Genomic DNA, 22,903 nt, shown 5'->3' on the forward strand with positions numbered 1-22,903 from the left:
ACCGAAGAAGGGCTGTCGAAGAAGGACATCATCCGATGCCTCAAACGACTGATCGCCCGCGAGCTCTACTACCTGCTCACCTCACCACCACCGGCCCGAGCCGCTTGACGATCCATAGGAGCATCGGGACGACCGCGCAACCGGTGGACGCCGACCCCACCAGGGGTCGAAGCTGACCGGCGGACGGGGCGGCGGAGGGACGGCGGACATGGACCCTGAGGGACCCGGGCCCGCCGTCGGGCAGCACGGCCTGCGCATGGGGACGACGCGGGCGCGGTGGGTGCTGCTCACCACGGTGCTGGGGTCCAGCCTGGCCCTGCTCGACGCGACCGTGGTGAACGTGGCGCTGGAGCGGATCGGCGCCGACCTGGGGGCCGGGTTCGCCGGTCTGCAGTGGACGGTCAACGCCTACACCCTGACCCTGGCGGCGCTGATCCTGCTCGGCGGCTCGCTCAGCGACCGGTACGGCCGGCGGCGGATCTTCGTCGTCGGCACCTGCTGGTTCGCCGTCGCCTCGCTGCTGTGCGGGCTGGCGCCGAACATCGAGACGCTCGTCGCCGCCCGCGCGCTGCAGGGGGTCGGCGGCGCGCTGCTCACCCCGGGCAGCCTGGCGATCATCTCCGCCACGTTCGCCCAGAGCGACCGGGCCGCCGCGGTCGGCGCCTGGTCGGGGCTGGGCGGCGTGGCCGGCGCGATCGGGCCGTTCCTGGGCGGCTGGCTCGTGGACTGGAACTGGCGGGCGGTGTTCCTGCTCAACCTGCCGCTGGCCGTCCTCGTCGTGTGGGTGGCCGCGCGGCACGTCCCGGAGACCCGGGACCCGTCCGCGGCCCCGCACCTCGACGTCGCGGGCACCGTGCTCGTGGTCGTCGGCCTCGGCGCGCTGACCTACTCGCTCACGGCGGCCGGCGAGAGCGGGGCCGGTGCCGTGGTGGTGGGGACCGGCGTCGTCGGGCTGCTCGCCCTCGCGCTCTTCGTCCGAGTGGAGCTCCGCTCGCCGCACCCGCTGGTGCCCCCGGTCCTCTTCGGCAACCGCCAGTTCACGGCGGCGAACCTGGTGACGCTGCTGGTCTACGCGGCGCTGGGCGCCCTGTTCGTGGTGCTGGTCCTGCATCTGCAGGTCGTCTCCGGCTTCAGCCCCCTGCTGGCCGGCACGGCGCTGCTGCCGGTCACGGTGCTCATGCTGCTGTTCTCGGCCCGGGTCGGCGCCCTGGCGCAGCGCATCGGACCGCGGCCCCTGCTGACCGTGGGCCCGCTGGTCTGCGCGGCCGGGGTGCTGCTGATGCTGCGGATCGGCCCGGACGCCTCCTACGTCGCCGACGTGCTGCCGGCCACGGTGGTCTTCGGCGCCGGGCTGACCCTGCTCGTGGCGCCGCTGACGGCCACGGTGCTCGCCTCGGCCGCGGACCGGTTCGCCGGCGTCGCCTCGGGGGTGAACAACGCGGTCGCCCGCGCGGCGGGGCTGCTGGCGGTCGCGGTCGTCCCGGTGGCGGCGGGCATCGGCGGCGACGACTACGCCGATCCAGCGGCCTTCGACGCGGGGTTCCGGACCGCCGTGCTCATCCTCGCCGCGATGCTCGTCACCGGAGGCGTGATCGCGGCGGTGATGGTCCGCCGGCCGCTGGCGGCCGCCGCGGAACCGGTCCCCGGGGAACCGGCGCGTCTGCGGGTCGAGGAGTGCGTCCACTGCGGCGTCGCCGGCCCCCAGTTCCACCCCTCGCAGCCGGCGGGCCGCCCGGCCGGCTGAGCCCGGCGGTAGGAAGGACCCGTGGCCGAACCGGATCTCGACGTGCTCCTCGCCCGCCTGACCCCCGAGGTGGCCGACATCGTGCGGGCGGTCGACGCGCTGGTGCACGAGGTGGACCCGGCCGTCGTCCGGGTCGTCTGGCCGCACCAGCGCACCGTCGGCTACGGCGTCGGCCCGAAGAAGATGACCGAGCACTACGCCTACGTCGCGGCGTTCGACCGGCACCTGAACCTGGGCTTCAACCGCGGCGCGGACCTCCCCGACGACGGTCTGCTGGAGGGCAGCGGGAAGTCCTTCCGCAAGCTGACCGTGCGGACCGCGGACGACCTCGCCGACCCGCGGCTGGCGCCCCTGCTGCGCACCGCCCGGCAGGAACGGCTGGACGCGCTCGGCCGATGAGTCGGCGTCGTCGCGCCGGTCGGACCCCGCGTGACGACACCGCAGCCCCTCGACGCCACCTTCACCGAGCCGATCCGCACCGACGGCGCCTTCCCGACCTACCTCGAGCTGGCCGGCTCCGCCGAGGTGCTCGGCACCCGCCGGCCGGTCAAGGTGGGCGGGCTGCTCGACGGGCAGCCGTTCACCGCGACGCTGATGCCCTCGGGCCAGGGCCCGCACTGGCTGCCGCTGCGCAAGGCGCTGTGCGGCGCGATCGGCAAGAGCGCGGCGGGGGAGCAGGTCACGGTGCACCTGTGCGAGCGCTTCAGCTGACCGGCGCCCGGCACACTGCGCGGGCGGCCGGCTACGACGACGAGCTCGCCGACTGGCTCGCCGCGCACGCGACCGGCAGCGCCTCCAACGCCCACGACGACCGGCCGTCGGTGCTCGACCTGCTCGGCGGCGTCGCCGGCCGCCGGGTGCTCGACGCCGGGTGCGGCGCCGGGCACCTCGCGGCGGAGCTGGTCGCCCGCGGTGCCGACGTCGTCGGCGTCGACGCGTCGGCGCGGCTGCTCCGGCATGCCCGCGCGCGGCTCGGGCCGGGCGTCCCGCTGGTCCGGCACGACCTCGAGCGCCCGCTGGGCTTCGCCGACGGTTCCTTCGACGACGCCGTCCTGGCGCTGGTGCTGCACCACGTCGACGACCGTGCGCAGCTGCTGCGCGAGCTCGCCCGGGTGATCCGGCCCGGCGGGCGGCTCGTCGTCTCCACGCACCACCCGACGGCCGACTGGCTGCACGCGGGCGGTTCGTACTTCACCACCGAGCGGACGACGGTCGGCTTCGGCGGGCGCTGGCGGGTTCCGGCCTGGCGGATGCCGCTGCAGGACCTGCTCGCCGAGCTCACCGCGCCGGGCTTCGCGCTCGACCGCCTGGTCGAGCCGCGGCCGCAGCCGGCGATGGCCGACGTCGACCCGGAGACCCACCGGCGGCTGCTGACCGAGCCCGCCTTCCTGGCGCTGCGCCTGCGGCGCGACCCCGCCTGACCGCCGCCCGCGGGCGCGACCAGGATGGGGACATGGCCTACACCGCTGCCGAGGACCGCTACGACTCCATGACCTACCGGCGCTGCGGCCGCAGCGGCCTGGACCTGCCGGCGATCAGCCTGGGCCTCTGGCACAACTTCGGCGACGACGTGCCGCTCGACCGCCAGCGCTCGATCCTGCGCCGCGCGTTCGACCTCGGGATCACCCACTTCGACCTGGCCAACAACTACGGCCCGCCCTACGGGAGCGCGGAGTCCAACTTCGGCCGGCACCTGCGGGAGGACTTCGCCGCCTACCGCGACGAGCTGGTCATCTCGACCAAGGCCGGCTGGGACATGTGGCCGGGCCCGTACGGCCAGGGCGGCGGCTCGCGCAAGTACGTGCTGGCCAGCCTCGACCAGTCGCTGCGGCGGATGGGGCTGGACTACGTCGACATCTTCTACTCGCACCGGCCCGACCCGACGACGCCGCTCGAGGAGACGATGGGCGCGCTCGACACCGCCGTCCGCTCGGGCCGGGCGCTCTACGCCGGCATCTCCTCCTACTCGCCGGAGGACACCGCCCGCGCCGCCCAGATCCTGGCCGACCTCGGCACGCCGCTGCTGATCCACCAGCCCTCGTACTCGATGCTCAACCGCTGGATCGAGACCGAGGGGCTGCTCGACGTCCTGGCCGACGAGGGGGTCGGCTGCATCGCGTTCTCGCCGCTGGCGCAGGGCATGCTCACGAACCGGTACCTGAACGGCGTCCCGGAGGGGTCGCGGGCCAGCCAGGACAAGTCGCTGTCCACCGACCTGCTCTCGGAGGAGGCGCTGGGCCGGGTGCGCGCGCTGAACGACATCGCCGCCGGCCGCGGGCAGTCGCTGGCGCAGATGGCGCTGGCCTGGGCGCTGCGCGACGAGCGGGTGACCACCGTGCTCATCGGCGCCAGCAGCGTGCGGCAGCTGGAGGACAACGTCGGCGCGCTGCAGCGGCTGGACTTCACCGCCGACGAACTGGCCGGGATCGACCGGCACGCGGCCGACTCGGGGATCGACCTCTGGCAGGGCGCCCGCGAGAAGACGCTGCCGTGAAGGGCCCTGCGAACCGAAGCGGAGGCGCCTACGGTTGAGGGGGCACCTCATCCGCTCGCGAAGGGTTCCCCATGCGGCACGTCTCCCTCGGCTCGCTCGACGTCCCCCGGCTCGGTCTCGGCTGCATGGGGATGTCGGCGTTCTACACTGGCGCCGGCAGCGACGACGCCGAGTCCATCCGCACCATCCACCGCGCTCTCGACCTCGGCGTGACCTTCCTGGACACCGCCGAGATCTACGGTCCGTACACCAACGAGGAACTGGTCGGCCGGGCGATCGCCGGCCGCCGCGACGAGGTCGTGCTCGCCACCAAGTTCGGCAACATCTCGCACGCCGCGGGCGGCGCGCGCCGCTACGACAGCAGCCCGGCGAACATCCGCACCGCGGTCGAGGGCTCGCTCCGGCGGCTGGGCACCGACGTCATCGACCTCTACTACCAGCACCGGGTCGACCCGGGCACCCCGATCGAGGACACCGTCGGCGCCCTCGCCGAGCTGGTCGCGGAGGGCAAGATCCGCGCCATCGGGCTGTCGGAGGCGGGGCCGGAGACGATCCGGCGGGCGCACGCCGTCCACCCGGTCACCGCGCTGCAGACGGAGTACTCGCTGTGGACCCGCGACCCGGAGGCGGAGGTCCTGCCGCTGGTGCGCGAGCTCGGCATCGGCTTCGTCGCCTACTCGCCGCTGGGCCGCGGCTTCCTGACCGGGCAGATCCGCTCGGTGTCGGACATGGACGACTCGGATTTCCGCACGGCCAACCCCCGGTTCGCCGAGGAGGCGCTGCGGCAGAACCTGCGCATCGTCGAGGAGGTCGAGGCGGTCGCCCGCGAGGCCGGCGCGACCCCGGGGCAGGTGGCGCTGGCCTGGCTGCTCGCGCAGGGCGACGACGTCGTCCCCATCCCGGGCACGAAGCGGGTCGCCCGGCTGGAGGAGAACGCCGCGGCCGACGACCTGCGGCTGACCGACGAGCAGCTGGACCGGCTCGGCGCGATCGCGCCCCCGGTCGGCGACCGCTACGCCGACATGACACCGCTCGGGCGCTGATCGCGCGGAGGCACATGTCGGCTCGTCGACTTCTCGGCTGGCCGACACGTGTCCCGGTCGATCAGAACGGTGGTGGGTCGTCGCCGGCTTCGGCCGGCGGTGGCCTGGGCCGGGGTGGTCGTCGGCGCATGCCCGGCGGATGGGTGATCCGGGTGATGCCGGTCGGGGTGGTCACGTGCAGCGTGCCGTCGGCATCCAGCAGGAACGTCCAGCCCTGGGCGAAGGTCTCCAGCCGGTGGTGGGAGCGGCACAGGCAGCACAGGTCGGCGCAGGCGGTGGGCCCGCCGGCGGCGGGGGGTCCAGGCCCTCCCCGCGGCGGACCACGTCACCCGCCAGGGTCGTGACCGGTCGCAGGGTCTGCCTGGTGGGCGTCGGCCGTGGCAGGGTCGCTGCGGCCGCACACCGGACGGGAGGACGACGTGGACTTCGACGAGGTCGCCGACGAGCTGTACGGCATCCCGCCGGAGGAGTTCACCGCGACCCGCCGCGCCCGCGAGGAGGAGGCCCGCGCCGAGGGCGACCGCGTGCTCGCCAAGTCGGTCTCCCAGCTGCCCAAGCCGTCGCTCGCCGCCTGGGCGACGAACGTGCTGGTCCGCCACCACCGGGACGAGATCGAGTCGCTGGTCGAGCTGGGCGGGCTGCTGCGCGAGGCGCAGGAGAGCCTCGCCGGCGACCAGCTGCGGGCCCTGTCGGTGCAGCGCAACCAGCTGCTGGCCGCGCTCAGCCGGCAGGTCGTGGGGCTGGCGCGGCAGCTCGGCCACCCCATCAGCAGCGGTGTGGCCGGTCAGGTCGAGGAGACGCTGCGCGCCGCGATGGCCGACCCGGAGGCCGGCGAGGCCGTGCTCTCGGGGCGGCTGACCTCGCCGTTGTCCTACAGCGGGCTCGGCACCGGGCAGCGGCCGGATCTGCGCGTCGTCCGGACGCCGGTGCGCACCGCCGAGCCGGAGCCGCGCAAGCGCGCCGCCAAGGCCCCCGCGCGGACGACGGCGGACGAGCGGCGCCGCGCCGCCGAGGAGGAGCGGCGGCAGGCCGAGGAGGAGGCCCGGCGCGCGGCCGAGGAGCGCCGGCGCCGGGAGATCGCGGAGGCGCAGGAGGCCGCCGACGACGCGGCCGAGGAGGCGGAGGACGCCGCCGCGGCCGCCGAGCGCGAGCAGGCGCGGTCCGCCGAGCTGGCCGGCCGCAGGGAGGAGCTCGAGGCGCGGGTGGAGGAGCTGATGGACGAGCTCGCCCGCACCCGCGAGGAGTGCAACTCGGTCACCGCCCAGCTCTCCCGCGCCCAGCGCCGGTCGCAGTCCGCCCGCCGTCGCGCCGGGGAGGCGGCGGCCGCCCGCGACCGCGCGCTCGCCCGGCTGGCCGAGCTGCAGGGCTGACCTTGCCGCCGCGTGCGGCCCGGTCCACACTCGGCGGCCATCCGGCCCGACGACGTGCGGAGACCCCCATGAGCGCCCCCCAGGACGACCCGATCGCCGACACCTCGCCCGACGACTCCCGCAGCGGCGCCGACATCGCCGAGGCCATCGAGGTCGCCGAGGCCGGCAGCCGGGTCGAGCAGGTCCACGACCGCGGGCAGTTCGACAAGACCGGCGAGGCGCCGGTGGAGCAGGTGCGCGACGACCCCGAGATGACCCAGGGCCAGGTCGTCCACGGCTCCGGCTCCGGCTCCGGCTCCGGCTCCGAGGAGGGGACGGCGGAGGGCGGCACCGAGGGCGTCAGCTCGGGTGCCGCGCAGTCGGTCCGCGGCGCCCGCCCCGTCGACCAGACCTGAGCGGAGTCCCACGGCGCGGAGAACGCCGCCGTGGGACTCCGCCTCAGCTCCAGAGCTCGACGCGGACGGTGGGTGCCGGGCGGCGGGTGGTGCGCGGCGGGCGGGCGAGCAGCGCGGTCGTCGCGTCGGGGGTGGTGAGGAACCGTTGCATGGCCCGGGCCGGCCCGGTGGCCGTCGCCGTGGCGATCGTCGCCCACCACATGCCGGTCACCGGGGTGCCTTCCACCGGCACCCGCACGAGCGTGCCGCGGCGCAGGTCGTCGGCGACCAGGTGGGCCAGCGCCAGGACGACGCCGTCGCCGGCCCGCGCGGCGGCCAGCGCCTCGGCCTCGCTGTCGAGGCGCTCGACGAGACCGGCGGTGTCGAGCTCCTCGACGCCCGCCGGCCCGGCCAGCCACCGCGCGCCGGCCAGCGCAGACGCCGGCACCGGTCCGCGCCGCGGCACCGGCAGCGCGGGCGCGGCCACCAGGACCCGTGACCAGCGCAGGAACGGCACGCTCTCCAGCAGCTGCCCGGGCAGCGGCGCCGGCCGGCCGCCGAGGGCGATGTCGGCGGCGTCCTCGGCCAGCGCGTGCGCCGCCCCCTCGGCCGCGCCCGCGCAGATCTGCACGCCGTGCCCGGAGAACCGGCGGGTGAAGGCCGCGACCACCGGCTCGGCGGCGTGCTCGGCGCAGGCCGGGGTGGCGTGCACCCGCAGCCTGCCCTCCGACGTCGCCTCGACGACGTCGCGGCGGGTGCGGTCGGCCAGCCGCACCAGCTCCCGCGCCCGCCCGGCCAGCGCCCGGCCGCCGGGGGTGAGCGCGATGCCGGTGCCGGTGCGCACGAAGAGGGCGTCGCCGAGGTCGTTGCGCAGCGCGGTCAGCGCCGCGGAGACGGCCGGCTCGCTGACCCCCAGGGCGGCCGCGGCGGCGCGGAGGGACCCGAGCTCGGCCACGAGGGCGAACGTCCTGAGCTGGGTGAACGTCACGGCCACCGCCCTCTTAAGGGGTTGCTTATCGGGATGTTGACACCGCCCGCGGGGGCGGACAAGGTTCGCCGCCACCAGGGCTCCAGCGTGGGGGCCCGCGGTCAGGGGGTGCGCCCGTGCAGACACCTGCTCCGTTCGACTACGCCCGGGCCGGCAGCGTCGCCGAGGCGCTCGACCTGCTCGAGCGCCACGGCCCCGAGGCCCGCGTCATCGCCGGCGGGCACAGCCTGCTGCCGATGATGAAGCTGCGGCTGGCCCGGCCCGACTGGGTCATCGACATCAACGGCCTCGCCGAGCTCGACCACATCACCGAGACCCCCGACCACCTCCTGGTCGGCGCCCTCACCCGGCACGCCACCCTGCTGGCGTCGCCGCTGGTCGGGCGGCTGTTCCCGATCGTCCACGACGCCGAGCGGGTGATCGCCGACCCGGTGGTGCGCAACCGCGGCACGATCGGCGGCTCCCTCGGCCAGGCCGACCCGGCCGAGGACCTCACCACCGTCTGCGACGTCCTCGACGCCGAGATCGTCATCACCGGGAAGACCGGGCAGCGGGTGGTCGGCATCGCCGACCTGCACCGCGGCCCGTACGAGACCGCCTGCGAGCAGCACGAGCTGATCACCGAGGTCCGCTTCCCCATCCGCGCCCGCCAGGGCAGCGCCTACGAGAAGGTCGAGCGGCGGGTGGGCGACTGGGCGGTCGCCGCCGCCGGCGCCGCCGTCGTCCTCGAGGACGACGGACGGATCTGCGACGTCACCATCGGGCTCACCGCGCTCGGGGTGGAGGGCTGCGTGCCCGGCATCCTCGAGGCGCTGTGCGAGCAGCAGCCCTCCGAGGAGCTCTTCGCCGAGGCCGGCCGGCTCGCCGCCGAGGCCAGCTCGCCGGTCGAGGACCAGCGCGGCCCGGTCGACTACAAGCGGCACCTCGCCGACGAGCTCACCCGCCGCGTGCTGCGCCGCGCCGTCGCGCGCGCCTCGTCCCTCGTCGCGGCACAGCCCTGACCCCCGCCTGAGCAGGAAGGCAGACCGTGCAGATCACCACGAACGTCAACGGCACCGAGATCACGAGGGACGTCGAGCCGCGGCTGCTGCTCGTGCACTACCTCCGCGACACGCTCGGGCTCACCGGCACCCACTGGGGGTGCGACACCAGCAACTGCGGCACCTGCGTCGTCCTCATGGACGGCGAACCGGTGAAGTCCTGCACCGTGCTCGCGGCGATGACCGAGGGGCACGAGATCCGCACCGTGGAGGGCATGGCGACGGGCGGCACGCTCGACCCGGTGCAGCAGGGCTTCATGGAGGAGCACGGCCTGCAGTGCGGCTTCTGCACGCCCGGGATGATGCTGACCGCCCGCGCGCTGCTCGACCGCAACCCCGACCCGGACGAGGGCGAGATCCGCGAGGCCATCTCCGGCCAGATCTGCCGGTGCACCGGCTACGCCACCATCGTGCGCTCGGTGCAGTGGGCCGCAGCCCACCCGGCCGCCGCCCCCACCGACCAGGAGGTGACGGCGTGACCACCGTGGTCGAGCGCTCCGCGATGCCGCAGGAGCGCGAGCCGAACCCCGCAATGAGCTCGCCCGAGCGGCCGATCGGCTTCGGGCGGGTGCAGCGCAAGGAGGACCCGCGGTTCGTCCGCGGCAAGGGCCGCTACCTCGACGACGTCGTCCTGCCCGGGATGCTGCACGGCGCGATCCTGCGCTCGCCGCTGGCGCACGCGCGGATCGTCTCCATCGACACGACCGAGGCCCTGGCCCACCCGAAGGTGCACGCCGTCATCACCGGCAAGGACCTCGAGGGGCTCAACCTCGCGTGGGCGCCGACGCTGTCGGCCGACGTCATGGCGATCCTGGCCACCGACAAGGTGCGCTTCCAGGGCCAGGAGGTCGCCTTCGTCGTCGCCGAGGACCGCTACTCGGCACGGGACGCGCTCGAGCTCATCGACGTCGAGTACGAGGACCTGCCGCCGGTCGTCGACGCCCGCCGCGCGATGGACCCCGGCGCCCCGGTGATCCGCGACGACCTCGAGGGGCGCACCGACAACCACATCTTCGACTGGGAGGCCGGCGACGCCGCGGCGACCGCCGCGGTCTTCGCCCGCGCCGACGTCGTCGTCAGCCAGGAGGTCGTCTACCCCCGGGTGCACCCGGCGCCCATGGAGACCTGCGGCGCGATCGCCGACTACGACCCCATCGACGGCAAGCTCACCCTCTACGAGACGACCCAGGCGCCGCACGCCCACCGCACCCTCTACGCGATGGTGGCCGGCATCCCCGAGCACAAGATCCGGATCATCGCCGGCGACATCGGCGGCGGGTTCGGCAACAAGGTCGGCATCTACCCGGGCTACGTCTGCGCCGTGGTCGGGTCGATCGTCACGGGCAAGCCGGTGAAGTGGGTCGAGGACCGCTCCGAGAACCTGATGAGCACCTCGTTCGCCCGCGACTACATCATGCAGGGCGAGGTGGCCGCGACCCGCGAGGGCAAGATCCTCGCCGTCCGCACCAAGGTGCTGGCCGACCACGGCGCGTTCAACGCGACCGCCCAGCCGACCAAGTACCCGGCCGGGTTCTTCTCGATCTTCACCGGCAGCTACGACCTCGAGGCCGCGCACTGCTCGGTCACCGGCGTCTACACCAACAAGGCGCCCGGCGGGGTGGCCTACGCCTGCTCGTTCCGGGTCACCGAGGCCGTGTACCTGGTGGAGCGGATGGTCGACGTCCTGGCCAAGGAACTGGGGATGGACCCGGCCGAGCTCCGGCTGAAGAACTTCATCCGCCCCGAGCAGTTCCCGTACAAGAACAAGACCGGCTGGGAGTACGACTCCGGCGACTACGAGCCGGCGCTGCGCATGGCGATGGAGCAGATCGGCTACGAGGACCTGCGCCGCGAGCAGGCCGAGAAGCGGGCCCGCGGGGAGCTGATGGGCATCGGCGTCTCGTTCTTCACCGAGACCGTCGGTGCCGGCCCGCGCAAGCACATGGACATCGTCGGGCTGGGCATGGCCGACGGCGCCGAGGTGCGGGTGCACCCCACCGGCAAGGCCGTCGTCCGCCTGTCGGTGCAGACCCAGGGCCAGGGGCACGAGACGACGTTCGCCCAGATCGTCGCCGAGGAGCTCGGCATCCCGCCCGAGGACATCGAGGTGGTGCACGGCGACACCGACCAGACGCCGTTCGGCCTGGGCACGTACGGCAGCCGCTCGACGCCGGTGAGCGGGGGAGCGGTGGCGCTGGCCGCGCGCAAGGTGCGCGACAAGGCCAAGGCCATCGCCGCGGCCATGCTCGAGACCCGGCCCGAGGACCTCGAGTGGGAGAAGGGCCGCTTCTCGGTGAAGGGCGACCCGTCGGCCGCGAAGACGATCCAGGAGGTCGCGCTCGGCGCGCACGGCACGGTGGCGCTGCCGGACGGCGTCGACGGCAACCTCGACGCCGAGGTCACCTACGACCCGCCCAACCTGACCTTCCCGTTCGGCGCCTACATCTGCGTCGTGGACGTCGACCCCGGCACCGGCAAGGTGCACGTGCGCCGGTTCGTCGCCGTCGACGACTGCGGCACCCGGATCAACCCGATGATCGTCGAGGGGCAGATCCACGGCGGGCTGGCCGACGGCGTCGGCATGGCGCTCATGGAGTTCATCGGCTTCGACGAGCAGGGCAACTGCCTCGGCGGGTCGTTCATGGACTACCTGATCCCCACGGCCATGGAGGTGCCGGACTGGGAGACCGGCTACACGGTGACCCCGTCGCCGCACCACCCGATCGGCGCGAAGGGGATCGGCGAGTCGGCGACGGTCGGCTCCCCGCCGGCGGTGGTGAACGCCGTCGTCGACGCCCTGGCGCCGTTCGACGTCGTCCACGTCGACATGCCGTGCACCCCGGCCCGGGTGTGGGCGGCCATGCAGGGCCGGCCCACCCCGCCGATCTGATGTCGGTGCTGGAGACGGCCGACGCCCTCGCGCGGGCGCGGGTGCCGTTCGTGCAGGCGACCGTCGTCCGCGCCTCGCGGCCGACGAGCGCGCACGCCGGCGACACCGCGCTGGTGCGCGCCGACGGGGTGATCGACGGCTTCGTCGGCGGGCAGTGCGCCGAGGCGTCGGTGCGCGAGTACGGGCTCAAGGTGCTCTCGGTCGGCGAGCCGCTGCTGCTGCGGATCGTGCCGGACGGCGTCGGGACGGCTGCGGATGAGGAGGGCGCGGTCACCGTGGCCAACCCGTGCCTCTCCGGCGGCTCGGTGGAGATCTTCCTCGAGCCGCGGGTGCCGCCGCCGCTGGTCGTGGTGGTGGGGGGCTCGCCGATCGCCGAGGCGCTGGCCGAGCTGGGCCGGCCGCTCGGCTTCGCCGTCGAGCGGGGGGACGACGTCGCGCTCGAGGGCGCCGAGGCGGTGGTCGTCGCCTCGCACGGGCGCGGGGAGGGACCGGCGCTGGCGGCGGCGCTGCGGCTCGGCGTCCCGTACGTCGGGCTGGTCGCCAGCCGCCGGCGCGGGGCCGCCGTGCTGGCGTCGCTCGACCTGCCGGCGGAGCTGACGGAGCGGGTGCGCACGCCGGCCGGGCTGGACATCGGCGCCCGGACGGCGGCGGAGATCGCGCTGTCGGTGCTGGCGGAGATCGTGGCGTCGCGCCGCTCGGCGGCCGGGCCGGCTCCCCGGCCGGCCACCGCGGTCGACCCGGTGTGCGGCATGACCGTGGCCGCGGTGGAGTCCTCGCCGCACGCCGACGTCGACGGCGTCCGCACCTGGTTCTGCGGCGAGGGCTGCCGCCGCGCCTTCCTCGCCGACCCGGCGGCCCATGCCTGAGGTCGCCGACCTGGTCCCGGACGTCGCCGCGCTCGCCGCCGCCCTCGACGAGTTCGACTACCTCGCCGACCCGGGGCTGGCCACGGCGCTGTTCCTCGCCGTCCGCCTGCCCCAGCCGCTGCTGCTGGAGGGCGAGCCCGGGGTCGGCAAGACCGAGGCGGCCAAGGCGCTGGCCCGCGTGCTGGACACCCCGCTGTTCCGGCTGCAGTGCTACGAGGGCATCGACGCCGCCGAGGCGCTGTACGAGTGGAACCACCCGCGGCAGCTGCTGGCCATCCGGCTGGCCGAGGCCCGGGAGGCGGAGCTCGCCGAGGACGACCTGTTCGGCGAGCGGTACCTGCTGCGCCGGCCGCTGCTGCAGGCGATCGCCCACCCCGGGCCGCGGCCGGCGGTGCTGCTGCTCGACGAGGTCGACCGCGCCGACGCGGAGTTCGAGGCGTTCACCTTCGAGGTGCTCGCCGAGGCGGCGGTGACCGTGCCGGAGCTGGGGACCGTCCGCGCCGCCCACCCGCCGGTCGTCGTCCTCACCTCGAACCGGACCCGCGACCTGCACGACGCGCTGACCCGCCGCTGCCTGTACCACTGGATCGACTACCCGTCGCCCGAGCGGGTCGCCGAGATCGTGCGCCGGCGGGTGCCCGGCAGCGCCGAGCCGCTCGCCCTCGACGCCGCCGCCGCGGTGACCCGGCTGCGCGGGTTGGACATGACCAAGCCGCCGGGGATCGCCGAGGCGGTCGACTGGGTCGCCGCGCTGAGCCTGCTGGGGGTCCCGCGGCTCGACGCGGGCTCGGTGGAGGCGACGTGGGGGGCGGTGCTGAAGAACCGCGACGACCTGGAGCTGGCCCAGGCCCGCGGCGCGGGGTGGCTGGCCGGTGCCTGAGGTCGCCCCCGGCCCGCTCGCCGTCGGGCTGACGACGGCGCTGCACCGGGCCGGGCTGCCCGCCCCGCCGGAGCGCTCGGTCGGCCTGGCGCGGGCGCTGCTGCTGGTGCCGCCCACCGACCGCGAGGCGCTGTACTGGACCTGCCGGGTCGCGCTGGTCACCCACCGCGCGCAGCTGCCCACCTTCGACGCCGTCTTCTCCGCCGTCTTCGACGGACTGCTCGACCCCGCCGACAGCCGCGGCGACCCGACCGCGCCTCCCGCGGTCGGCTCGGAGCCGCGGACCCGGCCGGTGCCGCACGAGCCGTCGCTGGAGCGGCCGCCGGGGACGGGGTCGGGCGAGGCGGACGTGTCGCTGCCCGGCAGCGAGGGGGAGGGCGGGGACGCCGGGCGGGAGGTGCTGCTCGCCGCCGCGTCGGCCGAGGAGCGGCTGCGGCACACCTCGTTCGCCGAGCTGTCCGCCGAGGAGCTGCTCGGCGTCCGGCGGGTGGTGCGCACTCTCGTGCTGGCCACCCCGCACCGGCGCAGCCGGCGGGTCCGGCCCACCCGGCGGCGCGGCGAGCGGCTGGACCTGCGGCGCACCGTGCGCGGCGCCCAGCGCACCGGCGGCGACCCGGTGCGGCTGGTCGGTGCGCAGCGGCGGACGCAGCCCCGCCGGCTGGTGCTGCTCTGCGACGTCTCCGGGTCGATGGAGCCCTACACCCGCGTGTACCTGTCGCTGCTGCAGGGCGCGGTGGCCGGGGCGCGCGCCGAGGCCTTCGTGTTCGCCACCGGGCTGACCCGCCTCACCCGGCAGCTGTCGGTGCGCGACCCCGACGCCGCGCTCGCCCGCGCTGGGGCGGCGTCGTCGGACTGGGCCGGCGGCACCCGGCTGGCCGCGAGCATCGGCCGGTTCGTCGCCGACCACGGCCGCCGCGGGCTGGCCCGGGGTGCGGTCGTCGTCGTCCTCTCCGACGGGTGGGCGCTCGACGAGCCGGACGACGTCGCCGCGGCGATGGCGCGGCTGCGGCGGCTGGCGCACCGCATCGTGTGGGTCAACCCGCGCAAGGCGGCGGAGGGCTACGCGCCCCTGGTCGGCGGGATGGCCGCCGCGCTGCCGCACGTCGACGCGTTCGTCAGCGGGCACAGCCTGGCGGCGCTGGAGGAGGTGGTGGCGGCTGTGGCGGAAGGGTGACCGATGGTGCACGACGGTGACTTCCGCGTCGCCGATCCGTCATATCCGGCACCTAGCGTTCGCCGCACCGAACGGTCGTCAGGAGGTCGCCATGATCCCCACCGCCGCCAGCACCGACGAGCTCGACCTCGAGATCTCGGTCGCCTGGATCGCCCTCGGCAGCGCCCGCGGCCGATTCTCCCGGTGCCCGAGCGCCGAGAACGAGCTGATGGTCACCGAGGCCGAGGACGACCTCAACCTCCTGCTCGACCGCCGCTCCGCCGTCACGGCGCGCCGCGCGGCGTGATCACCGGTCGGAGCCGGCCTCAGCCCATCGTCTTCTGACCGTCGATCGTCTCGCGCAGGATGTCGGCGTGGCCGGCGTGCTGCGCGGTCTCGGCGATGACGTGCAGGAAGACCCGTCGCGCCGACCACACCGCGCCCGGCTCGAACCACGGCGCCTCGGGCAGCGGGTGGCCGGCGTCGAGGTCGAGGGTCGCCACCAGCTCGTCGGTGCGCCGGGCGACCTCCTCGTAGCCGTCGAGCACGCTCGCCAGCGTCTCGCCGTCCTGCAGCTGCCACTGGGCCATCCAGGCCTCGATGCCGCCCTCGCCCGTGTCGAACGCGGCCGGGCCGCGCTCGGCGAAGTCCGCCCACTGCCGCTCGGTGTTCGCCACGTGCTTCACCAGGCCGGCGAGGGTCAGCTCGCTCGCGGTCGGGCGCGACGTCGCCTGCTCGTCGGTGAGCCCGCGGACGGTGTGCCGGAAGAACGCGCGGTGCTTGTCCAGGGTCTGCACCAGGTCGGCCCGCTCGCCGGTCAGGGTGGTCTCGGTGCTGGTCATCGGGGTGCTCCCTCGTCGTCGTCCGTGCTGGCGAGGACCACGTTAGGGGCGGCAAAGGCCAGTTCCTGTCCGCAATCCGGACATACTTCGGGACATGGCCGCCACCGGTTCCCGCACCCTCCGGCTGCTGTCGCTGCTGCAGGCCCGGCGCCACTGGGCGGGCACCGACCTCGCCGGCCGGCTCGGCGTCTCGGTGCGCACCCTGCGCCGCGACGTCGACCGGCTGCGCGAGCTCGGCTACCCGGTGGAGGCGCGCCGCGGCGTCGACGGCGGGTACGCCCTCGCCCCCGGTGCCGCGCTGCCACCCCTGGTCCTGGACGACGACGAGGCGGTCGCGCTCGCCGTGGGGCTGCAGGCCGCGGCCACCGCGGACATCGAGGGCGTGGCCGAGACGTCGGTGCGCGCGCTGGCCAAGGTGGTGCAGGTGATGCCGGCCCGGCTGCGCAAGCGGGTGGACGCGCTGCGGGCGGTCACCGTGCCGGCGGCGTGGGGCGGTGCGCCGGCGCAGGGCGGCGGGGTCGAGCCCGGCGTCCTCACCTCCCTGGCGCTGGCCTGCCGCGACGCCGAGCGGGTCGAGTTCGCCTACACCGCCGCCCGCGGCGAGCGCACCGAGCGGACGGTGGAGCCCTTCCGCCTGGTCTCGCTCGGCCGGCGCTGGTACCTCGTCGGCTACGACCTCGACCGCGGTGACTGGCGCAGCTTCCGGGTCGACCGGATCGCCGAGCCGCGCGGCACCGGGGCCCGCTTCGGGCCGCGCCGGTTCCCGGCCGAGGACGCGGCCGGCTTCGTCCGCGACCGGATCGTCGAGCTGCCGGTCCGCCGCGCGGCCGAGGCGGTGGTCGAGGCACCGGCGGAGGAGGTGCGCGCGCGGATCGGCCGCTGGGCGACGGTGGAGGCCGACGGCCCCGACCGCTGCCGGGTGCACCTCGATTCCGACGACCTCACCTGGGCGGCCACCGGCCTGGCGCTCACCGGGGCGCGGTTCACCGCGGTGTCCCCGCCCGAGCTGCGCGACCACCTGCTGGCGCTCGCGCGCAGGTTCACCGAGGCGGCCGGAAACGTCGTACCCCGGGCCTAGCGTGCCGGGCAGCAGCACACCTCGGGAGGTCGTCATGAGCCCGGTCGTCACCAGCATCGACACGCTCGACCACGAGATCGCGGTCGCCTACATCGCGCTCGGCGTGGCCCGCAGCGCCTGGAGCCACTGCCCGTCGGGCGAGAACGAGCGGCTGGTCGCCGACGCCGAGGCCGCGGTCGACCGGCTGCTCGACGAGCGGCTCGCCGCCCGCGGCTGAGGCGGTCGCCGTGCGCACGGTGGAGCGCGAGCTGGTGCTCATCGACGCCCAGCTGGCCGTCTCCACCCACCCGCTCGCCGGCGCCCGCCGCCGGTTCGCCGCGGAGCCGAGCACCGCGAACGCCCGCCTGGTCGAGCGGGCGCGGGAGGAGCTCGACCTGCTCCTCGACCAGCGGCTGCTCACCCGCCGCTAGCCACCCTGCGGGGTGCGCCGGGCGCCCCTAGCGTCGGGTGCATGCCACCGCGCGTCGCCGTCGTGACCGGGTCCGAGTCGGGCATCGGCCGGGCCACCGCCGTCGCCCTCGCCGAGCGGGGCTGCGACCTCGGCATCACCTGGTACCGCGAGCGGGAGGCCGCCGAGGCCACCGCCGGGGAGGTGCGCGCGCTCGGCCGGCGGGCGGAGGTGCGCCCGCTCGACCTGACGCAGCTGCCGGGCGTCGCCGACGTCGTCGACGAGCTCGCCGACGCCCTCGGCGGGATCGACGTCCTGGTCAACGACGCCGGGACGGGCCACATGACGCCCCTGCTCGAGCTCGACCTCGCGACCTGGCGCGAGGTGCTGGCCACCGACCTCGACGGCGCGTTCCTCTGCCTGCAGCGGGCCGCCCGGCGGATGGTCGACGCCGGCCGCGGCGGGCGGATCGTGAACATCACCAGCGTGCACGAGCACCAGCCGCGGGTCGGCGCGGCCGCCTACTGCGCGGCCAAGGGCGGCCTCGGCCTGCTCACCCGGGTGGCCGCGATCGAGCTGGCCGAGCACGGCGTCACGGTGAACGCCGTGGCGCCGGGGGAGATCGCGACGGCGATGACCGGCCAGGAGGACGAGGACCCGACCGCACCCGGGCACGAGCGGCCGGGGGTGCCGCTGCGGCGTCCCGGCGACGCCCGGGAGGTCGCCGCGGTGGTCGCCTTCCTGGCCTCCCCGGAGGCGGGCTACGTGACCGGCGCGTCGTACACCGTGGACGGCGGGATGCTGCAGATGGGCCCCATGGCCGGCTCGCACCTGGGCAGCGACGAGTGGCGCCGCGGGTGAGGTTGCGGAACTTGCGGCGCCGTATCTCATTTGGGTCTCGGTCTCGGTCTGTTAGCTGGGACACCCCTTAGCGCTGAGGTAAATCTGGGCGCACTTTCCGGCCGACCCACAGGATGGTGCCGCCCATGCGATCCGCCCGACTCAGCGCGACCGCTCTGGCCGCCACGACGCTGCTCGCCCTCACCGCCTGCGGTGGCGACGGGGACGGCGGCGGCGGTGGCGGGGAGGGTGGCGGCGGGGGCGGCGACGCCCCCCGCATCGCCGCCGTCTTCTCCGGCACCACCACCGACGCCGACTACACCTTCCTCGGGCTCGAGGCGCTCGAGGCGGCCGAGGCCGACCACGGCGCCGAGATCACCTACTCGGAGAGCGTGCAGGTGCCCGACGCCGAGCGCGTGCTGCGCGAGTACGTCGCCGACGGCTACACCGTCATCTGGACTCACGGCAGCCAGTTCTACGACGCCACCGTGGCCGTCGCCCAGGAGGCGCCGGACGTCGTCTTCATCGCCGAGCAGGACACTGAGCCGGCCGACGTCCCGGAGAACGTCTGGGTCCTGGACCGGAACTTCCACCTGGCCTTCTACCCGCTGGGCGTGCTCGCCGCCGAGGCGAGCCAGAGCGGGCGGATCGCGTACCTGGGCGGCGTGACCCTGCCCTTCTCCTACTCGGAGGTGCACGCGGTCGAGCAGGCGCTGGCGGACACCGGCTCCGACGCCACCCTGACCCCGGTCTGGACCGGTGACTTCAACGACCCGACCCGCGCGCAGCAGTTCACCAGCCAGCTGCTCGCCGACGGCAACGACGTCATCCTGACCTCGCTGAACCTCGGCGCGGTCGGCGCGTTCGAGGGGGTGGCCGACGCCCCCGACGGCGTGCTCATGACGGCCAAGTACACCGACAAGTCCAACCTGTCGCCGGACCACTACCTGACCTCGGTGCTCTACGACTTCTCGGTGATGCTCGACGAGATCCTGACCTCGGTGGAGGACGGCGAGACCGGCGGCTACCTCGGGATGGACTACGAGCAGGGCATCTCGCTGCAGACCCCGACCAACGTCGACCAGGCCGTCACCGACCGGGTCAACGAGGTGGTGGAGCAGCTGCGCTCCGGCGAGATCGAGGTCGAGCGCGACGTCACCCCGGTCGAATGAGCACAGCGGCACCCGCCGGGCCGGCCGGGGGCGGCAGCGCCCCCGGCTCGGCCCCGCCGCTGGTGATGAGCGGGGTCAGCAAGTCGTTCGGGCCGGTCCGGGCCCTGGACGACGCCGACTTCGAGCTCGGCGCCGGTGAGGTCCACGGCCTGGTCGGCGGCAACGGGGCCGGCAAGACGACCCTGATGAACGTCCTCTACGGGCTCTACCGGCCCGACACGGGGGACGTCCGCGTCGACGGGCGCGAGGTGTCCATCCGTTCGCCCCGCGACGCCATCGAGCTCGGCATCGGCATGGTGCACCAGCACCTGCTGCAGGTGTCGACGTACTCGGTGGTCGAGAACGTCGTCCTCGGCACGGGCACGAGGTCCGGCGGGCTGCGCGGCGCCGCCCGCCGGATCAGCGAGCTCTCCGACCGGTTCGGCCTGGCCGTGGACCCCCGCGCCCGGACCGACCGGCTGTCGGTGGGCGCCCGCCAGCGGGTGGAGATCCTCAAGGTCCTCTACCGCGGGGCGCGCATCCTCATCCTCGACGAGCCGACCACCAACCTCACCCCGCAGGAGGTCGACGCGCTGTTCGCCTCGCTGCGCGAGATCGTCGCCGAGGGCACCAGCGTCGTCTTCATCTCGCACAAGGCGCGCGAGGTCCTGGCGATCTGCGACCGGATCTCGGTCATGCGCGACGGACGGCGGATCGCCACGGTGCCGCGGTCGGCCACCGACGCGACCGGGCTCGCCTCGCTGATGGTCGGCGAGCTGGCCGGGGAGCAGAGCACCGAGGTGGCCGCCGCGCTCGGCGTGGCGCCCGTGGAGGAGATCGCCGCGGCCGAGGCGCCGGCACCCGAGGTGGCCGGCGCCGCGGTGCGCCTCGCCGTCTCCGGCCTGGTCGCCCACAACGACCACGGCGTGCCCGCGCTGCACGGCCTGGACCTCGAGGTCCGGGCCGGCGAGGTGCTCGGCGTCGCCGGGGTGGCCGGCAACGGGCAGGTCGAGCTGGCCGAGGTGCTCGCCGGCGTGCGCGACGTGCGGTCGGGCAGCGTCACGGTGGACGGCGTCGCGCTGGCCGGCGCGGCCACGCGGCGCTGGCTGTCGGCGGGCGTGGCCTACGTCCCCGAGGACCGGCACCGCGACGGCATCCTCGGTGCCGCCACGGTCACCGACAACCTGCTGCTCGGCGCGCAGCGCAGCAGCGCCTACCGCAAGGCCGGCCTGATCGACTGGCGGCGGGTGCGCGCCCATGCGCGGGACACCATCGACCGCTACTCGATCAAGACGCCGGGCCCCGACGCCCCGGCCGGCAACCTCTCGGGCGGCAACATCCAGCGCCTGGTGCTGGCCCGCGCCTTCGACCGCGAGCCGGCGGTGCTGGTGCTGCAGAACCCCACGCGCGGGCTGGACCTGCGCTCGACCCGCTTCGTCTACGACCGCGTGCACGAGGCCCGCGACCGCGGCTGCGCCGTCGTCCTCATCTCCGAGGACCTCGACGAGCTCAGCCTGCTCGCCGACCGCATGGTCGTCCTCTACTCCGGGGAGATCGTCGGCGAGCGCGCCCGCGGCGGCTACGACGTCTACGAGCTCGGCCGGCTCATGGCCGGCGTCCGGGAGACCGCATGAGCGCCCCCGTCCTGACCGAACCCGAGGCGGCCGCCCCGGCGGCGTCCTCGACCGGCGCCCGCCTGCTGCGCGGCGTCGTCCCGTACGTGCTGGCGCTGGTGCTGGCCTTCGTCGTCTCCGGCATCGTGATCGTGGCGCTCGGCTACGACGTGCTGGAGGCGTACCGGACGATCTTCACCACGTCGTTCCGGACCAGCTTCGGCTTCACCGAGACCCTCACCAAGTGGGTCCCGCTCACCCTGCTGGCCCTCGGCTTCACGATCCCGCTGGCCGTCGGCCGGTTCAACATCGGCGGCGAGGGCCAGCTGCTGGTCGGCGCCACCGCGGCGGCCGGGGTCGGCATCGTCTACGCCGACCTGCCGACGGCCGTGCTGCTGCCGCTGGTGATCGTCGCCGGCGTGCTCTCCGGCGCCGTCTGGGCGGGCATCGCCGCGCTGCTGATGGGCCGGTTCCGGGTCAACGAGATCCTCAGCACCGTCCTGCTGAACTTCGTCTCCTTCCAGGTCCTCGACTACGCGGCCACCGAGGTGTGGTCGGACCCGGCGGCCGGCGTCGCGGCCACCCAGCGGGTGGGGGAGGGGGCCCAGCTGCCCGAGCTCGGCGGCCCGCCGGGGGTGCACGCGGGCATCCTGCTCGCCGTCCTCGTCTCGCTGGCGACGATCCTCGTCACCCGCCGGACGGCCGCGGGCTTCGAGCTGCGCGCCGCGGGCACCAACCCGCGCGCGGCGAGCATCAACGGCATCCGCGTCGAGAAGGTCGCCGTCCTGGCCCTGATCGTCGGCGGCGCGCTCGGCGGCCTGGCCGGCGCGCTGGAGGTCAGCGGCGTGCACGCCCGGGCCATCGAGGGCATGCAGTCCAACTTCCTGCTGCTGGGCATCATCATCGGCCTGATCGCCCGGGGCAGCGCCCTGTGGGTGCCGGTGGTGGCGTTCGGCATCGCGATCCTCGAGGTCGGCGCGAGCTCGATGCAGCGCACCGTCGGCGTCCCCGCCGAGATGGTGCTGATCATCGAGGCGCTGATCCTGATCTTCCTGCTGCTCTCCGACGTGATCGCGGGGCGGCTGGCGCGGAGGGCGTCATGACGGAGTTCGCGGCCCTGGCCCAGCTCACGGTGATCGCGATGGTCCCGTACCTGCTGGCCTCGCTGGGCACCATGCTCGGCGGGCTGGCCGGCGTCTTCAGCGTGTCCCAGGAGGGGGTCATGCTGCTCGGCGCCTCGGTCGGCTTCCTGATCAGCTACAGCACGGGCAGCAGCACGCTGGGCATCCTGCTCGCCGCCGGGGTCGGCGCCGTCTTCGGCTTCGCGCTGGGCTGGGCGACGACGGCCCTGCGCCTGGACCAGTTCGTCGTCGGCCTGGCGCTGTTCTTCGCGGCCACCGGCCTGGCCGGGCTGCTCTACCGGATCGTCATCGGGCAGGCCGCGACGACGCCGCGGGTGGACACGCTGCCCCGGATCGAGATCCCCCTCCTCAAGGACATCCCGGTGCTGGGGACGGCGCTGTTCTCGCACAACGTGCTCGTCTACCTCGCCGCGCTGCTCACCGTGGGGCTGTGGTTCTACCTCTACCGCACGCGGTCGGGGCTGAACCTGCGGTCGGTGGGGGAGAACCCGAAGGCGGCCGACAGCCTCGGCATCCCGGTGGTGCGCAACCGGCTGTGGACGACGACGGTCGGCGGGGCGCTGATGGCCGTGGCGGGCGCCTTCCTGCCGCTGGTCTACACCGGCACCTACACCGACACGATCGTCGGCGGCCGCGGCTGGCTGGCGATCGCGCTGACGTTCTTCGGCGGGTGGCGGCCGCAGTTCATCGCCGCCGGCGCGCTGTTCTTCGCCGCCATGGACGTCGTCGCGCTGCGGGCCGAGGTCTCGGGGATCGACATCCCCAGCCAGGTCCTGCTGGTCATCCCGTACGTCGCCACGCTGCTGGTGATGATCTTCGCCTTCCGGTGGGCGAAGGTGCCGCAGTTCCTCGGCCGCAACTACGACCGCGAGTCCCGCACCGCCTGAGCCATCCGCTTTCGGGGCCGAAAGCGGTCCCGGGGTGGGGGGCGCGACAGGGGGGGGGGGGGCGCGGGGGGGGGGGGGGGGGGGGGGGGGGTGGGGGGGGGGGGGGGGGGGGGGGGGGGG

25 protein-coding genes are annotated in these 22,903 nt (G+C 75.0%); 23 read left to right on the forward strand and 2 right to left on the reverse strand.

Annotation, left to right across the window (positions count from 1 at the left end):
- Positions 1–208: 208 nt before the first annotated feature.
- The 8 genes from ACI8AF_RS25770 to ACI8AF_RS25805 all read left to right on the forward strand — a co-directional run bounded on the left by ACI8AF_RS25770 (position 209) and on the right by ACI8AF_RS25805 (position 7,046).
- Positions 209–1,744: an MFS transporter gene (locus ACI8AF_RS25770; RefSeq protein WP_456542629.1), complete on the forward strand. Its 1,536-nt coding sequence runs from the start codon at positions 209–211 to the stop codon at positions 1,742–1,744.
- A gap of 21 nt (positions 1,745–1,765) precedes the next feature.
- Positions 1,766–2,143 (forward strand): hypothetical protein, encoded by a 378-nt coding sequence (locus tag ACI8AF_RS25775; RefSeq protein WP_456542630.1) that lies wholly within the window; start codon positions 1,766–1,768, stop codon positions 2,141–2,143.
- A 30-nt stretch (positions 2,144–2,173) separates the two neighbouring features.
- Positions 2,174–2,455 carry a DUF1905 domain-containing protein gene (locus ACI8AF_RS25780; protein ID WP_456542631.1) on the forward strand — a complete coding sequence of 94 codons (282 nt, stop codon included), beginning with the start codon at positions 2,174–2,176 and terminating at the stop codon, positions 2,453–2,455.
- Entirely contained in the window at positions 2,437–3,165 is a 729-nt protein-coding gene (locus tag ACI8AF_RS25785) for a class I SAM-dependent methyltransferase (RefSeq protein ID WP_456542632.1), read from the forward strand. Before ACI8AF_RS25780 ends, ACI8AF_RS25785 begins: the two co-directional genes overlap by 19 nt.
- A 32-nt stretch (positions 3,166–3,197) precedes the next feature.
- Positions 3,198–4,238 (forward strand): L-glyceraldehyde 3-phosphate reductase, encoded by a 1,041-nt coding sequence (mgrA, locus tag ACI8AF_RS25790; protein ID WP_456542633.1) that lies wholly within the window; start codon positions 3,198–3,200, stop codon positions 4,236–4,238.
- Between the two features lie 71 nt (positions 4,239–4,309).
- Entirely contained in the window at positions 4,310–5,281 is a 972-nt protein-coding gene (locus tag ACI8AF_RS25795; protein ID WP_456542634.1) for an aldo/keto reductase, read from the forward strand.
- A 419-nt stretch (positions 5,282–5,700) separates the two neighbouring features.
- On the forward strand, positions 5,701–6,651 hold the full coding sequence (locus ACI8AF_RS25800) for a hypothetical protein (protein ID WP_456542635.1): 951 nt from the start codon (positions 5,701–5,703) through the stop codon (positions 6,649–6,651).
- 68 nt (positions 6,652–6,719) lie between these two features.
- Positions 6,720–7,046, forward strand: coding sequence for a hypothetical protein (locus ACI8AF_RS25805; protein ID WP_456542636.1), 327 nt, complete (start codon positions 6,720–6,722; stop codon positions 7,044–7,046).
- Between the two features lie 43 nt (positions 7,047–7,089).
- On the opposite strand, the gene ACI8AF_RS25810 is transcribed toward ACI8AF_RS25805, so the two are convergent.
- Complete coding sequence (locus ACI8AF_RS25810; RefSeq protein ID WP_456542637.1) at positions 7,090–8,013, reverse strand: LysR family transcriptional regulator; 924 nt, start codon at positions 8,011–8,013, stop codon at positions 7,090–7,092.
- 116 nt (positions 8,014–8,129) lie between these two features.
- Here ACI8AF_RS25810 and ACI8AF_RS25815 point away from each other — a divergent pair, with 116 nt between their 5' ends.
- From ACI8AF_RS25815 to ACI8AF_RS25845, 7 genes are all read left to right on the forward strand, one after another.
- On the forward strand, positions 8,130–9,014 hold the full coding sequence (locus ACI8AF_RS25815; RefSeq protein WP_456542638.1) for an FAD binding domain-containing protein: 885 nt from the start codon (positions 8,130–8,132) through the stop codon (positions 9,012–9,014).
- A gap of 26 nt (positions 9,015–9,040) precedes the next feature.
- Positions 9,041–9,532, forward strand: coding sequence for a (2Fe-2S)-binding protein (locus ACI8AF_RS25820; protein WP_456542639.1), 492 nt, complete (start codon positions 9,041–9,043; stop codon positions 9,530–9,532).
- The gene (locus ACI8AF_RS25825) at positions 9,529–11,943 is read left to right on the forward strand and encodes an aerobic carbon-monoxide dehydrogenase large subunit (RefSeq protein WP_456542640.1); all 2,415 of its coding nucleotides are present in this window, start codon (positions 9,529–9,531) and stop codon (positions 11,941–11,943) included. Before ACI8AF_RS25820 ends, ACI8AF_RS25825 begins: the two co-directional genes overlap by 4 nt.
- Positions 11,943–12,809 carry an XdhC family protein gene (locus ACI8AF_RS25830; RefSeq protein ID WP_456542641.1) on the forward strand — a complete coding sequence of 289 codons (867 nt, stop codon included), beginning with the start codon at positions 11,943–11,945 and terminating at the stop codon, positions 12,807–12,809. Before ACI8AF_RS25825 ends, ACI8AF_RS25830 begins: the two co-directional genes overlap by 1 nt.
- Entirely contained in the window at positions 12,802–13,689 is an 888-nt protein-coding gene (locus tag ACI8AF_RS25835; protein ID WP_456542642.1) for an AAA family ATPase, read from the forward strand. Before ACI8AF_RS25830 ends, ACI8AF_RS25835 begins: the two co-directional genes overlap by 8 nt.
- Positions 13,682–14,863, forward strand: a complete 1,182-nt coding sequence (locus ACI8AF_RS25840; protein WP_456542643.1) for a vWA domain-containing protein — start codon at positions 13,682–13,684, stop codon at positions 14,861–14,863. The genes ACI8AF_RS25835 and ACI8AF_RS25840 overlap by 8 nt, the downstream gene beginning before the upstream one ends.
- Positions 14,864–14,954: 91 nt before the next feature.
- Positions 14,955–15,149, forward strand: a complete 195-nt coding sequence (locus ACI8AF_RS25845) for a hypothetical protein (RefSeq protein WP_456542644.1) — start codon at positions 14,955–14,957, stop codon at positions 15,147–15,149.
- A gap of 19 nt (positions 15,150–15,168) precedes the next feature.
- On the opposite strand, the gene ACI8AF_RS25850 is transcribed toward ACI8AF_RS25845, so the two are convergent.
- A complete protein-coding gene (locus tag ACI8AF_RS25850; RefSeq protein ID WP_456542645.1) occupies positions 15,169–15,684 on the reverse strand; it encodes a DinB family protein in 516 nt (171 codons plus the stop codon).
- A 94-nt stretch (positions 15,685–15,778) separates the two neighbouring features.
- Here ACI8AF_RS25850 and ACI8AF_RS25855 point away from each other — a divergent pair, with 94 nt between their 5' ends.
- The 8 genes from ACI8AF_RS25855 to ACI8AF_RS25890 all read left to right on the forward strand — a co-directional run bounded on the left by ACI8AF_RS25855 (position 15,779) and on the right by ACI8AF_RS25890 (position 22,783).
- Positions 15,779–16,762 carry a helix-turn-helix transcriptional regulator gene (locus ACI8AF_RS25855; RefSeq protein ID WP_456542646.1) on the forward strand — a complete coding sequence of 328 codons (984 nt, stop codon included), beginning with the start codon at positions 15,779–15,781 and terminating at the stop codon, positions 16,760–16,762.
- A gap of 34 nt (positions 16,763–16,796) precedes the next feature.
- Positions 16,797–16,979: a hypothetical protein gene (locus tag ACI8AF_RS25860; RefSeq protein WP_456542647.1), complete on the forward strand. Its 183-nt coding sequence runs from the start codon at positions 16,797–16,799 to the stop codon at positions 16,977–16,979.
- A 10-nt stretch (positions 16,980–16,989) separates the two neighbouring features.
- Entirely contained in the window at positions 16,990–17,172 is a 183-nt protein-coding gene (locus ACI8AF_RS25865) for a hypothetical protein (RefSeq protein WP_456542648.1), read from the forward strand.
- 41 nt (positions 17,173–17,213) lie between these two features.
- Positions 17,214–18,011: an SDR family oxidoreductase gene (locus tag ACI8AF_RS25870; protein WP_456542649.1), complete on the forward strand. Its 798-nt coding sequence runs from the start codon at positions 17,214–17,216 to the stop codon at positions 18,009–18,011.
- Between the two features lie 125 nt (positions 18,012–18,136).
- Positions 18,137–19,162 (forward strand): BMP family protein, encoded by a 1,026-nt coding sequence (locus tag ACI8AF_RS25875; protein WP_456542650.1) that lies wholly within the window; start codon positions 18,137–18,139, stop codon positions 19,160–19,162.
- Complete coding sequence (locus ACI8AF_RS25880) at positions 19,159–20,775, forward strand: ABC transporter ATP-binding protein (RefSeq protein WP_456542651.1); 1,617 nt, start codon at positions 19,159–19,161, stop codon at positions 20,773–20,775. The genes ACI8AF_RS25875 and ACI8AF_RS25880 overlap by 4 nt, the downstream gene beginning before the upstream one ends.
- Positions 20,772–21,857: an ABC transporter permease gene (locus ACI8AF_RS25885; protein ID WP_456542652.1), complete on the forward strand. Its 1,086-nt coding sequence runs from the start codon at positions 20,772–20,774 to the stop codon at positions 21,855–21,857. The genes ACI8AF_RS25880 and ACI8AF_RS25885 overlap by 4 nt, the downstream gene beginning before the upstream one ends.
- A complete protein-coding gene (locus ACI8AF_RS25890; protein ID WP_456542653.1) occupies positions 21,854–22,783 on the forward strand; it encodes an ABC transporter permease in 930 nt (309 codons plus the stop codon). The genes ACI8AF_RS25885 and ACI8AF_RS25890 overlap by 4 nt, the downstream gene beginning before the upstream one ends.
- Positions 22,784–22,903: the final 120 nt, after the last annotated feature.

Source organism: Blastococcus sp. SYSU D00669, assembly GCF_054050715.1.

Bases quoted from the DNA above. Each gene is read 5' to 3' on its own strand.
- ACI8AF_RS25855 (WP_456542646.1), top strand. From the start codon at position 15,779: ATGGCCGCCACCGGTTCCCGCACCCTCCGGCTGCTGTCGCTGCTGCAG.
- mgrA (WP_456542633.1), top strand. From the start codon at position 3,198: ATGGCCTACACCGCTGCCGAGGACCGCTACGACTCCATGACCTACCGG.
- ACI8AF_RS25835 (WP_456542642.1), top strand. From the start codon at position 12,802: ATGCCTGAGGTCGCCGACCTGGTCCCGGACGTCGCCGCGCTCGCCGCC.
- ACI8AF_RS25860 (WP_456542647.1), top strand. From the start codon at position 16,797: ATGAGCCCGGTCGTCACCAGCATCGACACGCTCGACCACGAGATCGCG.
- ACI8AF_RS25805 (WP_456542636.1), top strand. From the start codon at position 6,720: ATGAGCGCCCCCCAGGACGACCCGATCGCCGACACCTCGCCCGACGAC.
- ACI8AF_RS25870 (WP_456542649.1), top strand. From the start codon at position 17,214: ATGCCACCGCGCGTCGCCGTCGTGACCGGGTCCGAGTCGGGCATCGGC.
- ACI8AF_RS25830 (WP_456542641.1), top strand. From the start codon at position 11,943: ATGTCGGTGCTGGAGACGGCCGACGCCCTCGCGCGGGCGCGGGTGCCG.
- ACI8AF_RS25875 (WP_456542650.1), top strand. From the start codon at position 18,137: ATGCGATCCGCCCGACTCAGCGCGACCGCTCTGGCCGCCACGACGCTG.
- ACI8AF_RS25795 (WP_456542634.1), top strand. From the start codon at position 4,310: ATGCGGCACGTCTCCCTCGGCTCGCTCGACGTCCCCCGGCTCGGTCTC.
- ACI8AF_RS25850 (WP_456542645.1), bottom strand. From the start codon at position 15,684: ATGACCAGCACCGAGACCACCCTGACCGGCGAGCGGGCCGACCTGGTG.
- ACI8AF_RS25885 (WP_456542652.1), top strand. From the start codon at position 20,772: ATGAGCGCCCCCGTCCTGACCGAACCCGAGGCGGCCGCCCCGGCGGCG.
- ACI8AF_RS25770 (WP_456542629.1), top strand. From the start codon at position 209: ATGGACCCTGAGGGACCCGGGCCCGCCGTCGGGCAGCACGGCCTGCGC.
- ACI8AF_RS25890 (WP_456542653.1), top strand. From the start codon at position 21,854: ATGACGGAGTTCGCGGCCCTGGCCCAGCTCACGGTGATCGCGATGGTC.
- ACI8AF_RS25880 (WP_456542651.1), top strand. From the start codon at position 19,159: ATGAGCACAGCGGCACCCGCCGGGCCGGCCGGGGGCGGCAGCGCCCCC.
- ACI8AF_RS25845 (WP_456542644.1), top strand. From the start codon at position 14,955: ATGATCCCCACCGCCGCCAGCACCGACGAGCTCGACCTCGAGATCTCG.